The organism is Stenotrophomonas chelatiphaga, assembly GCF_001431535.1.
GTDB classification, from domain to species: domain Bacteria; phylum Pseudomonadota; class Gammaproteobacteria; order Xanthomonadales; family Xanthomonadaceae; genus Stenotrophomonas; species Stenotrophomonas chelatiphaga.
In genome coordinates this window covers 32,934-47,707 of record NZ_LDJK01000005.1, presented here as the reverse complement: position 1 = coordinate 47,707, position 14,774 = coordinate 32,934, and the positions used below count along the sequence as shown (strand labels likewise).

Sequence of the window (14,774 nt, the reverse complement as noted above, 5' to 3'; positions counted from 1 at the left end):
ACACCGAAGGAAATCCAATGTCAGTTTTGATCAACAAGAACACCAAGGTGATCGTGCAGGGCTTCACCGGCCAGCAGGGCACCTTCCACGCCACTCAGATGATCGAGTACGGCACCCAGGTCGTTGGCGGCGTGACCCCCGGCAAGGGCGGCACCACCCACATCGACCTGCCGGTCTTCAACACCGTGGCCGATGCCGTGCAGGCCACCGGCGCTGACGCTTCGGTCATCTACGTGCCGCCGCCGTACGCGGCTGATGCGATCCTGGAAGCCGCGGCTGCCGGCATCAAGGTCATCGTGTGCATCACCGAGGGCATCCCGGTGCTGGACATGCTGCGCGTCAAGAACGTGCTGACCCGCGCCCATGCGGACACCGTGTTGATCGGGCCGAACTGCCCGGGCGTCATCACTCCGGGTGAGTGCAAGATCGGCATCATGCCGGGCCACATCCACAAGCCGGGCAAGATCGGCATCGTGTCCCGTTCGGGCACGCTGACCTATGAAGCGGTCAAGCAGACCACCGAAGTGGGCCTGGGCCAGTCGACCTGCATCGGCATCGGTGGTGACCCGATCAACGGCCTGAACTTCGTCGACTGCCTGAAGCTGTTCAACGAAGATCCGCAGACCGAAGGCATCATCATGGTCGGTGAAATCGGCGGCGACGCGGAAGAAGCCGGCGCCGAGTACATCAAGAACCACGTGAAGAAGCCGGTCGTCGGTTTCATCGCAGGTGCTTCGGCTCCGGCCGGCAAGCGCATGGGCCACGCCGGTGCGATCGCATCGGGCGGCAAGGGCACCGCGGAAGGCAAGTTCGCCGCCATGGAAGCGGCCGGTGTCGTCACCGTGCGTTCGCCGGGCGACCTGGGCGCTGCCATCGCCAAGCTGGTGAAGTAACACCGCAGCCGTGTAGCGGCTACGTGTCTGTAAAGAAGTAAACAGAAAGCCGCCTTCGGGCGGCTTTCTGCGTTTGGGCGCGGCGCTACAATGGCGGCATGGCAACCACAGGCTGGAACCTCTAATGGCTTCGATCCGCATCGCGATGGCGCAGTTTGATTTCCCGGTCGGCGCGGTCGCCGCCAACACCGACCGGATCATCGAGATGATCGAGCAGGCGCGCGATGACCACGGTGCCGACCTGGTGGTGTTCCCGGAACTGGCCATCAGTGGCTACCCGCCGGAAGACCTGCTGCTGCGTCCGGGGTTCCTGCAGCACTGCGAGCAGGCAATGCAGCGCATCGCCCAGGCCTGCACCGGTATCACAGCGGTGGTCGGCTGGCCCGAGCCGGCCGGTGCGGTTGTCTACAACGCGGCCAGCGTGCTGCGCGATGGCATCGTGGAAAAGACCTACCGCAAGCGCGAGCTGCCCAACTATGCGGTGTTCGACGAGCGGCGTTATTTCGATATCGACCCGGACGGCCCGAGCTGCGTGTTCGAGGTCAACGGCGTGCCGGTAGGCGTGCTGATCTGCGAAGACCTGTGGTTCGCCGAGCCGCTGGCCGACACCGTGCGCAGTGGCGCGCAGCTGGTGGTGGTTCCCAATGCATCGCCCTACGAGCGCGGCAAGCACGCCCAGCGTGATGCGGTGCTGGCCGCGCGCACGCGCGAGACCGGCGCGGCGATTGCCTACCTCAACGTGGTCGGTGGCCAGGACGCGCTGGTGTTCGATGGCGCGTCGGTGGTGGCCGACGGCGATGGCACCGTACACCCGGCGGCGGCGGCGTTCGCCGAACAGTGGCTGGTGGTGGAGTATGAAAGTGAGGCGCGCCGCTTCATGCCGCTGCTGTGGATGGACGACGGCGATGAGAGCATGGACGCGCTGGCCTGGCGCGCGGTCACCCGCGGCCTGCAGGATTACTGCGGCAAGAACGGGTTTACGAAGGTCTGGCTGGGATTGTCCGGCGGCATCGATTCGGCGCTGGTGCTGGCGATGGCGGTCGATGCCCTCGGCGCGGAGAATGTCACGGCGGTGCGCCTGCCGTCGCGCTACACCGCCGGGCTGTCCAACGACCTGGCCAGCGAACAGTGCCAGGCACTCGGGGTGAAGCTGGAGGAAGTGAACATCGAGCCGGCGTTCAAGGGCCTGATGGAAGCACTGGGGCCGATGTTCGAAGGCACTACGCCGGACATCACCGAAGAGAACCTGCAGAGTCGCAGCCGTGGCGTGATCCTGATGGCGCTGGCCAACAAATTCGGTGGCCTGCTGCTGACCACCGGCAACAAGAGCGAGTACGCCGTCGGTTACGCGACCATCTACGGTGACATGTGCGGCGGCTATGCACCGCTGAAGGATCTGTACAAGACCGAGGTGTTCGGACTGGCGAAGTGGCGCAACACCGTGGGCGGCGCGCCGGTCATCCCGCCGGCGGTGATCAGCCGCCCGCCCTCTGCCGAACTGCGCGAGAACCAGACCGACCAGGATTCGCTGCCGGCCTATGACGTGCTGGACGGCATCCTGTACCGCTTCGTCGACCAGGAGCAGTCGCGCGAGGAGATCGTCGCGGCCGGCTATGCCCCCGAGGTGGTGGACCGCGTGCTGCGGCTGGTGCGCATCAGCGAATGGAAGCGCCACCAGGCCGCGCCGGGACCGAAGGTGTCCCGCCGCGCGTTCGGGCGTGAGCGGCGCTACCCGATCAGTAATGGCTACCAGGGCTGATGGGGGCCAGGGCAACTCCATAGGATATGCAGGTGCTCGGTCGCTCATCCGAGTCACGAAGATCCGCTGTGGGCCGACCCATGGCGTTGATCGGCGCGGACCTTTTCCAGATCTGAGCGCAATCTGGATGCGGGCTGCGGTGACGTCGAGACCATGGGGCACCCAACCAGAAGGAGAGCGCCGCATGGGCATGATGATCGCTGGGACTGTCACGCGTTCAGTGGCAAGCACGGAGGGAAAGCCGGTCCACGGTACCCACGCAACATCCTCAGGCTGGTTGTCCAGCGGCTTGATCCAGGTAGCCAACGCCACGATGCGGGGCGTGAAATATGTGCTGCGTGAGCCCGGGAAGACCGTGGTCATCGGACTGTCGGTGCTGGCCGGCGTGCGTTCGGGCGCCGCTGCCCCTTTGCGCGGACGCGTTGTGGCCCTGGGGGAGCACGGCAGCGCCATGCCAGTCACTGCGGCCGACGACCCGTGGGCGCTGCGGGCCCAGGCCATCGGGAAGGAGGTGGGCGATTGCATGCGCAGCCGTCACATCGACGGCCTTGAGCCACGTCTTACCGAAGCGCACTGCATGGGGCAGGTAGTCATCGACCATGCGATGAACCGGCATTCCAGTCCGGATGAAATCCGCGAAATGGCCCGCGTGACACCTGATCTCGGTTCACCTGCCGGGCAGTATGTAGCGTTGGCCCAGCGTGGCATGCACATGCCGGTCACGTTACCGGACCCGGATACGGTGCAGGACAATATTGACAGCGCTGCCACGCTCGTCCTGGCGCTGCCGAACGTTCGAGACAGGATCAATGAGGACGCGCGCACGCTCGCGGCGAGCTGCAACATGCGAGAGCGGGTGGACAATGACAACCTGGGCGAGCCCGGTTTGTTCACAACGGACGACGTGGTGGATGCCGTACACAGCGAGGCATGCAGCGATGGGGTACTCCGGCCACCGAGCGAGCGTGAAGTCCGCCAGGCAAATGCCGCGCAGTTCCATCAGACTACGCGCGTGAAGGATGAGCAGGCCTTTCGGACGGGGCAGTATCGGATCCATAAGGGCGAAGCGTATGTACCCGCAGACGCGAACTATGAAAACAGGGTTGTACGCGAGGTCATCGACGTCATCAGAGTCTGAGGCCTATCCACGGGCCTGGCGTGCGGTGACCCGTGGTATTCAGCATTACCGAGAGAAGGATGCGCCGCTCGACGGCGACCGGATACGACACCTGATCGGGGAACTGGCCAGAGATCTCAACCAGCGCGCACGCGCAGCCGCCCGTTGAGGGGAGCCTGGTTCTGCACGCGTGGCAGATTTGGATCATCCTGACGGGACAGCGGCCAAGGCTGTGACGCCCATCGCAACGGTCACCAAGGCGCGACCTATCGTGGAGTCTCACCACAGTAGGGAGCACCAGAACAATGCGAATCGCCGAGATAGTCGTCGCCGGCCTGGGCGCTTTGGCCGGACTACAGCACGCTACCCATGGCCATGCCACGCGCCAGCGCGCAAGCAATCCCGTCCGCAGCCAACGACTGGTGGATCTGCCGATAGCCGACATCTGCAACCAGGGTGGGCACTGGATGGCGCCGATCGACCCTGATCTTCATATGAGTGACGCGCCCGCCAGGTTTGCGGAGGCCGAGCCGCGCTTCGAAAGTTGCCTCCACCGGATAGCGTCCCGCAGCCTGCCGGAAGCGCGCAGCGCGGCGCTGTGCCTGATGGAAGTGGCGGCCGACACCTGCGCTGGCGGCGATGATCCGTGGTGCATCGATGCGCTGCTGCGTAGCGCGACCGACGTGATTCCACGGGCACGGGAGCAGTTTGCGGCGAAGCTCGAACCGGGGCCGCCGCCGCTGGCAACCTACCGTTCGCTGGACCAGCTGCGCAGGGACATCCATGCCGAATTCCGCAGCAGGACGGTGTTCCAGGATGCGATGCAACGCATGGAGATCGAGTTCGGTGACCTCACCGGCCTGGACCTGCAGGCACAGCGCGCGCCGCTGACGGTGGGCAACGTGCTGCAGCTGCTGCGTGACAGCGACAGTGGCAGCGGAAGGGGCGAGCGGGTCGGTGCCAGCAGCATGGAACGCTTCGACTGGGCGGCCCGGGCGACCGGACTGCAACTCGGGGACCTGCTGGAATCGATCGGTCGGGAAGTGATCAACGCCAGGCCGGAGCATTATCGGGAGTCACTTGGCGAAGAACTGTCGCAGTGGGTGCAACGGAACTTCGCCAGTGACGCCGCCGAGCCGATCACCGCGCACCAGCGCCGGCACCTGGTTGGCCTGATGCTGGAGGGGATCAACGCCCGCATCGCCGCCGGCACTACCGGCGACCTCGACACAGCCGGCTGAGCGGCGACCGGTTCCCGGAACAGAAAAGCCCCGCAGTGCGACTGCGGGGCTTTCTGGTTTTCAACGACAGATGCGCCGGATTACTTGCGATTCATCGTCGCGTTGCGCATGCCGGTGGTCGCCGACTTCTCACCCGCGAACGGGTTGAGCTTGCGGATCATCCACGGGTAGTTCGGCCAGTCGTTCTGCAGCCACGGGTGGTCCGGGGCGTTGAGTTCCAGCACACGGCGTGCATCGCCGGCCAGCGTTTCATTGCCGGCGCGCGTGTAGGCCTCGGCCAGTACCGCGACTGCGTCGTACTGGTAGGCACTCTGCGGGTAGGTCTCCAGCAGGTAGTTGGCACGGCCGGCGGCCGACAGCCACGCTTCGCGGCGCAGGTAGTACAGCGCATTGTCCAGCTCATGCTGGGCGAACACGTTGCGCAGCTCGGTCATGCGGCGGCGCGCGTCTTCGGCATAGCGGCTGTTCGGATAGCGGTCGATGACGATGTTGAAATCGGCATAGGCCTGGCGCGGGGTGGACAGATCGCGGCGGCTGGCGTCCAGCGACCATACGCGGCGCAGGAAAACCGTATCGCGGTTGCTGTTGGACAGGCCGCGCAGGTAATACATGTACGCCACGTTCCGATGGGTCGGATAGGTCCGGATGAAGCGGTCGATGCTGGACACCGCATCGTCGTGCTTGCCGGCCTTGAACTGGGCGTAGGCGGTTTCGATCATCGCCTGTTCGGTGTACGGGCCGTACGGGTACTGGGCCACCAGGCGGCGGAAACTGGTTTCCGCGCCGCTCCAGTTGCCGCCTTCCATCAGGCCGTGGGCCTTCTGGTACAACGTCTCGACCGGCTGGCCTTCATCGGGGTTGTCCCCCTTGGTGCCACGGTTGCAACCAGTGGCGGCGATCACCAGGACCAGCAGCAGGGCGGTCAGGCGGACGGGCGCAAAGAGCGGGGAAGAGCGTCGGATCATGGTGTCAAGGCGGGACGCGGCTGGAATACGAAGGGTCGATGATAGCCTAGTGTCCTGTCCCGCGACTGAAACCTGTCCACGGGACCCCCAATTTCGTCTCCAAAAGTTGCCGCCATGTCCGAATCTGCTGCTGAACAGGCCCGCCAGGCCGTTGTCCCCGATACCGCCGCCGGCCGTCGTTTCGACGCGGTGCTGGCCGAACTGTTCCCCGAATACTCCCGTTCCAAACTGACCGAGTGGATCAAATCCGGCGACGTGCTGCTGGACGGGGTGACCGTGCGCGGCCGTGACCCGGTGCGCGGCGGTGAGGTCGCCACGCTCAACGCGGTGCTGGAAACCCAGACCCACGCCGAGCCGGAGGACATCGCGCTGGACGTGCTGTTCGAAGACGAACACCTGCTGGTGATCAACAAGCCGGTGGGTCTGGTGGTGCATCCGGGTGCCGGCAACTCCAGCGGCACCCTGGTCAACGCGCTGCTGTTCCGCGATCCGTCGGTGGCGGCGCTGCCGCGTGCGGGCATCGTGCACCGGCTGGACAAGGACACCAGTGGCGTCATGGTGATCGCGCGTACCCTCCAGGCGCAGACCGCGCTGGTGGAACAGCTGTCCGCACGCCAGGTGCATCGCCAGTACCTGGCCGTGGTGGTCGGGGCGCTGGTGGCCGGTGGTACCGCCGATGCACCGATCGACCGGCATCCGCGCGACCGGCTGAAGATGGGGGTACGCGAAGATGGCAAGGAAGCGATCACCCATTACCGCCTGCGCGAGCGCTTCCGCGCGCACACCGCGCTGGAATGCCGCCTGGAAACCGGCCGTACCCACCAGATCCGCGTGCACATGGCGCACCTGCGCCACGCCATCGTCGGTGACCAGTTGTACGGTGGGGCGCTGAAACTGCCAAAGGGCGCCAGCGACGAGCTGGTCGCCGCGCTGCGCGGTTTCAAGCGCCAGGCCCTGCATGCCGAAACGCTGGAGTTCGTGCACCCGATCACCGGCGAGACGGTGCGCAACACCGCACCGGCGCCGGAGGACATGCTGCAGCTGTTGAAAGCCCTGCGCGAGGACAGCGAGCTGTTCGCCGAGCGCGAGCGCGGCCGCGACCGCCGCTGATGGACGGCGCGCTGCCCCTGCTGATGCCGCAGTGGCCTGCCCCGGCCGGCGTGCGCGCGCTGACCACGCGTCGGCATGGGGCGGGGGTGTCGTTGCCGCCGTTCGACCAGTTCAACCTGGGCAACCGGCATGCCGCCGATGGCGACCAGCCGGCCCACGTGGAGCGCAACCGCGCCCTGCTGCACGCCGGCCTGGCATTGCCTTCGCCGGCGCACTGGCTGCGCCAGGTGCATGGCACCACGGTGTTGCGGTTCGACGCGGCGCCGGTGGCCGGCGCATGCGAACCGGTGGCCGATGCGGCAGTGACGTCGGTGCCTGGTGTGGTGCTGGCCATCCTGACCGCGGACTGCCTGCCGGTGGTGCTGGCTGCACGCGATGGCAGCGAGGTGGGGGCCGCGCACGCAGGCTGGCGCGGGCTGGCCGATGGCATGCTGGAAGCGACCGTGGCGGCGATGCAGACACCGCCGTCCGGGCTGCTGGCCTGGCTGGGGCCGGCGGCCGGGCCGGCCGATTATGAAATCGGCGAAGAGGTCCACCATGCCTTCGTCGGCCATGACCCTGCCGCAGCGGCTGCCTTCGTGGCGACGCGCCCGGGCCACTGGAAGGTGGACCTGTATGCGCTGGCGCGGACGCGCCTGGTTGCCGCGGGCATGCAGCCGGCCGACATCCATGGCGGCACCCTGTCGACCATGGCCGACCCCGACCTGTTTTCGCACCGCCGCGACCGGCGTACCGGGCGCATGGCGACACTGGCCTGGATCGAATAGCGCCGGGCGGTGCCCGGCGGCATGTGTCCGGCAGCGGCCCGCTGCGCTCGCCGACCATGGGTCGGCGCTACCGTTGCCTCCTCAGGCCTCCAGGGCCTGCAGGAAGGTCTGCCGCCAGTGGTTGATGTCGTAGCGGCGCAGGTGGTCCATCATCGCGTTCCAGCGCTCCTGGCGCCGCTTGAGCGGCATGGTGGCCGCGGTGGCGATGGCATCGGCGACACCGTCCAGGTCATGCGGATTGACCAGCAGCGCCTGCTTCATCTCATCGGCCGCACCGGCCAGCAGTGACAGCACCAGCACGCCGGGATTGTCCGGATCCTGCGAGGCCACGTACTCCTTGGCCACCAGGTTCATGCCATCGCGCAGCGGCGTCACCAGTCCCACCGCAGCGGCGCGGTAGAAGCCGGTCAGGGTGGAATGGGTGAAGTTCTGGTTGACGTAGCGCAGCGGGGTCCAGTCCGGGGCGGCGTGGCCGCCGTTGATATGGCCGGCTATCTGCTCCAGCTGGCTGCGCAGGTCACGGTATTCGGTGACATCGCCACGTGACACCGGGGCGATCTGCAGGTACGTCAGGCTGCCGTGCTGGTCGGCGTGCCGTTCCAGGTAGCGCTCGAAGCCCTTGAAGCGCTCCGGCAGGCCCTTGGAATAGTCCAGCCGGTCCACGCCGATCGCCAGCTGGCGGTCACGCAGGCTGTTGCGCAGGTCCTTCACCGCCGGCTTGTTGGCCGCCGCCTTGGCCTGCTGGGCGATGCGTTCGGTGTCGATGCCGATCGGGAAGGCGGCCGCGCGGAAGGTGCGCCCGTCCGGTGCTTCCAGCTTGCCGTCGCCGAGCACGCGGCCACCGCCGAACAGCCGCAGGTAGGTCTGGAAGCGGTCCGCATCGCGCTGGGTCTGGAAGCCGACCAGGTCGCAGGCGTACAGCGCCGAGAACAGCCGCAGGTGGTCGGGCATAGCCTGCAGCAGGTCCGCCGAGGGCAGCGGCACGTGCAGGAAGAAGCCGATCCGGCAGCCGATGCCGCGTTCGCGCAGCATCGCCGCCAGCGGGATCAGGTGGTAGTCATGGATCCAGACGATATCGTCTTCGCGCAGCAGGGGAGCGAGCTTGCTGGCGAACAGTTCGTTGACCCGGTGGTAGGTCTCGCGGGTACCGCGGTCGTAGTCCACCAGGTCCAGGCGGAAGTGCAGCAGCGGCCACAACGTGCGGTTGGCGAAGCCGTTGTAGTACCCGTCCACGTCGCGCTTGTTGAGGTCCATGGTGACGTAGCGGATATCGCCATCCACCTGCTCGTGCAGCGCGCCGCTGGTGTCCTTGACCGACTTGCCGCTCCAGCCGAACCACAGTCCGCCGCGCTCTTTCAGCGCGGCCAGCAGGCCCACCGCCAGGCCACCCGGGCGGGTATCGCCGGGAATGGCCACGCGATTGGAGACAACGACCAGGCGGCTCACGAGGCCTCCTGCCAGGAGCGCGACAGGCGCATCGCGGCGGTGATCAGGCCGACGTGCGAATAGGTCTGCGGGAAGTTGCCCCAGGCCTCGCCGGTTTCGAAGGAGAGATCTTCGGACAACAGGCCCAGGTGGTTGCGCCGCGACAGCAGCACTTCGAACATGTCGCGCGCTTCGTCCAGCCGGCCGATCGCGGCCAGGGCATCGATGTACCAGAACGTGCAGATGGTGAAGCTGGTTTCCGGCGCGCCGAAATCATCCGGGGCGACGTAGCGGTACAGCGCGTCGCCATGCTTGAGGTCGCGACCGATCGCTTCCACGGTGGCAATGAAACGGGCGTCCTTGGCTTCGATGAAGCCGATGTCGGCCAGCAGCAGCAGCGAGGCATCCAGGCGGTGGCCGCCGAAGGCATCGGTGAAGTGGCCCAGGTCCTCGCTCCACGCTTCCTTCATGATGCGGCGGTGGATCGTGTCGGCACGCTCGCGCCAATGGAACGCGCGGTCATCCAGCTTCAGGCGCACCGCGATCTTGCACAGTCGGTCACAGGCAGCCCAGCACATCGCCGCGGTGTAGGTGTGCACTTCGGTGCGGCCGCGGAATTCCCACAGGCCGGCATCCGGGACATCGTGCAGCAGGTAGGCCTGTTCGCCCAGCGGTTCCAGCCGCGCGAATGCGTGCTCGTCGCCGGGATCCTGCAGGCGACGGTCGAAGAACAGCTGGGTGGAGGCGAGCACCACGCTGCCGTAGACATCGTGCTGGCGCTGCACCCAGGCCAGGTTGCCGCGGCGCACCGGGCCCATGCCGCGGTAGCCGGACAGCGAAGGCACTTCGTGCTCGTCCAGCGTGGCTTCGAAGCCGATGCCGTACAGCGGCTGCAGGGTGCCGTCGGCGGTGGCCAGGTTGAAGATGTAGCCCAGGAACTGTTCCATGGTGCGGGTGGCACCCAGGCGGTTCAGCGAGCGCACCACGAAGGCGGCATCGCGCAGCCAGCAGTAACGGTAATCCCAGTTGCGGATGCTGCCCGGCGCCTCGGGGATGGAGGTGGTCATCGCGGCGATGATCGCGCCGCTGTCTTCGTATTGGCACAGTTTGAGCGTGATCGCGCTGCGGATCACCGCCTCCTGCCATTCCAGCGGGATGGACAGGTAACGCACCCACTCGCGCCAGTAATCGCGCGTGCGCTGGAAGGATTCCTGCACGTAGCCGCTGAGCGAGCGGTTGAGGGATTCATCCACGCCCAGCACCAGGTGCACGGGATGGTTGAGCACGAAGGGCAGGCTGTCGCGCACGAAGCGGATCGGCACGTCGGTGGTCAGTCGCAGTACGTGGTCGGGCAGGACCCAGCGCACGTGGTTGCTGCCCCAGGTGGAGTCGGGCACGCGCTGGCCCCAGTCGGCCAGTGGGCGCGCCAGTACGCGGATGCGCGGGCTGCCGGCGATCGGGCGCACCTGCCGGATCAGGCTGACCGGGCGGTAGAAGCGGTCGTTCTGGCGCCAGCGCGGGGCGAAATCGATGATCTCCAGCGCACCACCGTGGCTGTCGCGCAGCACGGTGCGCAGGATCGCGGTGTTGCTGAGGTATTCCTGTTCGGTGCTGGCCAGGTCTTCCAGTTCGATGGCGAAATCGCCGCCTTCCTGCTGGTTGGGACTGAGCAGCGCGCAGAAGGTGGGGTCGCCGTCGAAGGTGGGCAGGCAGCTCCATACGACGCGTGCCTGGCGGTCGATCAACGCGCCGAAACTGCCGTTGCCGACGACACCGAGGTTCAGATCAGGTTGGGACATGGGCAAAGCTTCTCGTCTGCGGCCGTGGGGGCCGGCCTACCACGCATTCTCACGCAACCACCCGTGCACGCTGCGTATGTCCTGCAGCTGGAACACCGCCACGCTGGGCTCGCGTTCACCAACCAGCACGCTCCAGCCATGCAGCCCGTTGGACGCTTCAAAGCCGTGTTCGTCGGTCAGGTCATCGCCGATGAACACCGGCAGGCGACCGCGGAAGGGCAGGTACTGCATCATCCGACGCACCGCGCGCCCCTTGTCGCTGCCGACCGGGACGAATTCGACCACGTGGTCGCCCGGCTGCAGCCGATAGCCGGTATTGCCGCGGATGTGGCGGTCGGCGAAAGCGCGGACGTCGTTGGCGGCGTGCGGCGCACCGCGCCAGTGCAGGGCCATGCTGGGGCCTTTGTCCTCGACCAGCACGCCAGGGTGGCCGTGGGCGAAGCGCATCGCCTGCTGATGCAGGGCATGCAGCCATTCGGTGGTGCTTTCATCCTCGGCACTGTCGTGCACGGTGCCGCCCGCGTCACGCAGCTGGTGGCCGTGCAGGCCGGCGGCAGGCAGGTGCAACGGCGCGAACAGCGCGTCGAGCTGTTCCAGCGGGCGGCCACTGACCAGCGCCACGGCGCCTTCCAAGCGGTCGCTGATGCGGCCGATGGCCTCACGCACTTCCGGCAGCAGGGTCACCGCGTCAGGGCGGTCGGCGAACTCGATGAGGGTGCCATCCACGTCGAGGAACAATGCGCAGGCATCGTCAAGCAACGGCGGTGGCGGACGAAGGGGGAGGTCGTTTGCCATGCCCGGCACGATGCCAGCGCAGGCGTGAGCATGGGGTCATCGCAACGGGGCCCGGCCGGTGGCGGTGGGGGACGACGCCGGTGGTGGGTGACGACCGTTGGTGGTGGGTGACGACATTGGTGGTGGGTGACGACCGTTGGTCGTCACCGCTTGCGGGATGTGACGACCAACGGTCGTCACCCACCAGCTCGTCACCGCTTGCGGGATGTGACGACCAGCGGTCGTCACCCACCAGTTCGTCACCGCTTCTGGGATGTGACGACCAACGGTCGTCACCCACCAGCTCGTCACCGCTTGCAGGATGTGACGGCCAGCGGCCGTCACTACCGGGTCGTCCGCCGGCGGTCAGAAGGTGTAGCGCACGCGGCCGTAGAAGTACGCGCCGTTGCTGCCGATCGGCGACAACACGTCGTACGGCAGGTTGCCGTAGTAGTAGATGTCTTCGTTGGACAGGTCCGGGTAGTTGTCGGTCAGGTTCTGGCCGCCGATCGCCACGCTCCACTGCGGGGTGATGCGGTATTCGGCTTCCGCATCCAGCTGCCACTCGGCCTGGTAGGTCTGGGTCGGTTCGAAGCCGCCGCCGAAGTTGAACACGCGCGTGGCGCTGCCGTGGCGGCTGACGCGGCTGGTCAGCGACCAGCGGTCGTTGCTCCACGAAGCAGAGAACTGCGCGCGGGTCCGCGGGGTGGCGTCGGTCAGCGTGTTGCTCTCTTCCACGCCGAACAGCACATAGGCCGGGTCCAGGGCCTGCAGCGCGGCCGGGGTGGGCAGCACGTTCTTCAGTTCGGTCTTGGCATACGCCCAGGTACCGGTCAGCTGCAGCTGGCCATCGCCCAGCGCGTGGCGCCAGTTGGCCACCAGTTCGGCACCGCGGGTGCGGGTGTCGGCGGCATTGACGAAGAAGCTGGCGCTTTCCAGGCCGCTGATGCCGTACTGCTGCTGCACGAAATCGGTCAGCGCATCGCCGGTGATCGCTTCGGACAGCGCGATGCGGTCATCGATGTCGATCTGGAACAGGTCCAGCGACACGTCGAAGTTGTCGCCGATGCGGCTGGTGAAGCCCAGGCTGGTGTTGAGCGACTTCTCCGGCTTCAGGTCAGTGGCACCGAGCCCGCGGGCAATCGGATTGTTCACCGACAGCAGCCGGCCCTGCACCAGCTGGCCGGCCGCGTTGTAGCCGGTGGAGGTGGATTCGTAGCCGATCTGCGCCAGCGACGGCGCGCGGTAGTTGTTGGACACCGAGCCACGCAGCGCGAAGGCCGGGGTGAACTCATAGCGCAGGCCCAGCTTGCCGGTCAGTTCGCCACCGAAGTCATCATGGTGCTCGTAGCGCGCGGCGATATCGCTGGAGAAGTGATCGCCGATCTGGCTGGACACGCTGGCATACACACTGGCTACGTCGCGCGCCAGGTCCGCCGCATCCTGCGGGGTCAGGCCGCCGCCGGCCTGCGAACCGGTGGGACGGTCGGTGAACGGACCGGCAGCGTAGCTGTCCGGATCGCCGGGGCGGGTTTCATAGCGCTCATGGCGGGCTTCCGCGCCCAGGCCCAGGGTGTGGGTGATGGTCTCGCTCTGTTCGAACACCCGGCCCAGGTCGAGGTTCGCCACTGACTGCGCGTACTGGTAATCGGCGGTCTTGAAGCGCGTCGGGCTGGTCGGGCCGAGCGATGCGTTCAAGGTGTTGCGCATGCGGTAGGTGAAGTCGTTCTGGCCGAAGTCCAGGCTGGCGTCGTAGGTCCATTCGCCCCACTGGCCACGCGCACCGGCCACGGCCTGCACATCGCGGTTCTCGCCTTCGGAGATCGGGCGGTAACCGTTGGGATAGATCTCCTTCCAGTTGGCTTCGCCGTCCGGGTAGCGGAAGTAGTTCGCGCCTTCGCTGTCACGCTGGTTGTAGGTACCGAACGCGTAGAACGTGCTGGTTTCGCCAAACGGAATTTCGGTGTTCAACCAGGCGTTGAGGTCCTTGCTGGCGCCGTCGCCGAGCACGTAGTTGCGCTGTCCCTGCAGGGCCAGGTTGGCATCGGTCTGGTCCCACGGCGGGATCTGGTCGAAGCCGGCGCGGTTGGTGGCTTCGCGGTTCTTGTATTCCACGCCGACGCGCAGGAAACCGCCGTCATCGCTCAGCGCGGTACCGACGTTGGCGCTGAAATTTCCGGTCTGGCCGTCGGTGAGGGTGCGGCCGATCGGCTTGAGATCGGTGTGGTGGGCCCCGAAACTGGCTTCAATGGCGCCGCCTTCCGGGGTGTTGTCCAGGATGACGTTGATCACGCCAGCCACCGCGTCCGAACCGTACAGCGCACCGGCGCCATCGCGCAGCACTTCGATGCGCTTGATGGCGCTGACCGGGATGGCATTGAAGTCCACCGGCGTGGTACCGCGGCCGATCTTGCTGCCGGTGCTGACCAGCGCGCTGTGGTGGCGGCGCTTGCCGTTCACCAGCACCAGCACCTGGTCCGGCGAGAGGCCGCGCAGCTGTGCGGCGCGCACGTGGTCGGCGCCGCCGGAGTTGGACTGGCGCGGGAAATTGAACGAGGGCAGCAGCGACTGCAGCGCGCTGCCCAGCTCACCGTTGATGACGCCGGCCTTGCGGATGTCTTCGGCGGTCAGCACGTCCACCGGCGATGTCGATTCCAGCACGGTGCGGTCGGAGGCGCGGGTACCGGTGACGATCACCGTGTCCAGGTTGGTGGCGTCCTGCGCCGAAGCGACGAACGGGGAAAGCGCGAGCGCGATGGCGAGGCCAAGCGGCGACGCGGACAGGCGGGGGGACATGCGGACTCCGGGAGCGACAACGTGGGGAAGGGGAGGGGATGGTTTCAATTACATCCATCCGGATATAGCGATATATTATCTTGGCGTGATGGCTTGTGGGACGCAAGTCCCGTTTTCATTGGCATCAG

The 14,774-nt window shown here is 66.7% G+C and carries 11 protein-coding genes; 6 read left to right on the top strand and 5 right to left on the bottom strand.

The features are described from left to right. Positions 1-17 precede the first annotated feature (17 nt). The 4 genes from sucD (at position 18) to ABB28_RS01315 (ending at position 5,010) form a co-directional block, all read left to right on the top strand. Complete coding sequence (sucD, locus tag ABB28_RS01330) at positions 18-893, top strand: succinate--CoA ligase subunit alpha (RefSeq protein WP_057506902.1); 876 nt, start codon at positions 18-20, stop codon at positions 891-893. A 124-nt stretch (positions 894-1,017) separates the two neighbouring features. Next, complete coding sequence (locus tag ABB28_RS01325) at positions 1,018-2,652, top strand: NAD+ synthase (RefSeq protein WP_057506901.1); 1,635 nt, start codon at positions 1,018-1,020, stop codon at positions 2,650-2,652. Between the two features lie 184 nt (positions 2,653-2,836). Then, complete coding sequence (locus ABB28_RS01320) at positions 2,837-3,790, top strand: hypothetical protein (RefSeq protein ID WP_057506900.1); 954 nt, start codon at positions 2,837-2,839, stop codon at positions 3,788-3,790. Positions 3,791-4,263: 473 nt separating this feature from the next. After that, on the top strand, positions 4,264-5,010 hold the full coding sequence (locus ABB28_RS01315; protein WP_057506899.1) for a hypothetical protein: 747 nt from the start codon (positions 4,264-4,266) through the stop codon (positions 5,008-5,010). Between the two features lie 80 nt (positions 5,011-5,090). Here ABB28_RS01315 and ABB28_RS01310 read toward each other — a convergent pair whose 3' ends face one another. Then, on the bottom strand, positions 5,091-5,975 hold the full coding sequence (locus ABB28_RS01310) for an outer membrane protein assembly factor BamD (RefSeq protein ID WP_057506898.1): 885 nt from the start codon (positions 5,973-5,975) through the stop codon (positions 5,091-5,093). Between the two features lie 114 nt (positions 5,976-6,089). On the opposite strand from ABB28_RS01310, the gene rluD reads away from it, so the two are divergent. After that, a complete protein-coding gene (rluD, locus tag ABB28_RS01305) occupies positions 6,090-7,085 on the top strand; it encodes a 23S rRNA pseudouridine(1911/1915/1917) synthase RluD (RefSeq protein ID WP_057506897.1) in 996 nt (331 codons plus the stop codon). Next, a complete protein-coding gene (pgeF, locus tag ABB28_RS01300; protein WP_057506896.1) occupies positions 7,085-7,852 on the top strand; it encodes a peptidoglycan editing factor PgeF in 768 nt (255 codons plus the stop codon). Before rluD ends, pgeF begins: the two co-directional genes overlap by 1 nt. A gap of 81 nt (positions 7,853-7,933) precedes the next feature. Here the strand turns inward: pgeF and otsA are convergent, their stop codons facing one another. The 4 genes from otsA to ABB28_RS01280 form a co-directional block, all read right to left on the bottom strand. Further along, the gene (otsA, locus tag ABB28_RS01295) at positions 7,934-9,298 is read right to left on the bottom strand and encodes an alpha,alpha-trehalose-phosphate synthase (UDP-forming) (RefSeq protein WP_057506895.1); all 1,365 of its coding nucleotides are present in this window, start codon (positions 9,296-9,298) and stop codon (positions 7,934-7,936) included. Next, on the bottom strand, positions 9,295-11,076 hold the full coding sequence (locus tag ABB28_RS01290) for a glycoside hydrolase family 15 protein (RefSeq protein ID WP_057506894.1): 1,782 nt from the start codon (positions 11,074-11,076) through the stop codon (positions 9,295-9,297). The genes otsA and ABB28_RS01290 overlap by 4 nt, the downstream gene beginning before the upstream one ends. A 36-nt stretch (positions 11,077-11,112) precedes the next feature. Further along, positions 11,113-11,871: a trehalose-phosphatase gene (gene otsB / locus ABB28_RS01285; RefSeq protein ID WP_057506893.1), complete on the bottom strand. Its 759-nt coding sequence runs from the start codon at positions 11,869-11,871 to the stop codon at positions 11,113-11,115. Positions 11,872-12,216: 345 nt separating this feature from the next. Further along, entirely contained in the window at positions 12,217-14,646 is a 2,430-nt protein-coding gene (locus ABB28_RS01280) for a TonB-dependent receptor plug domain-containing protein (RefSeq protein ID WP_057506892.1), read from the bottom strand. Between the last annotated feature and the right edge of the window lie 128 nt (positions 14,647-14,774).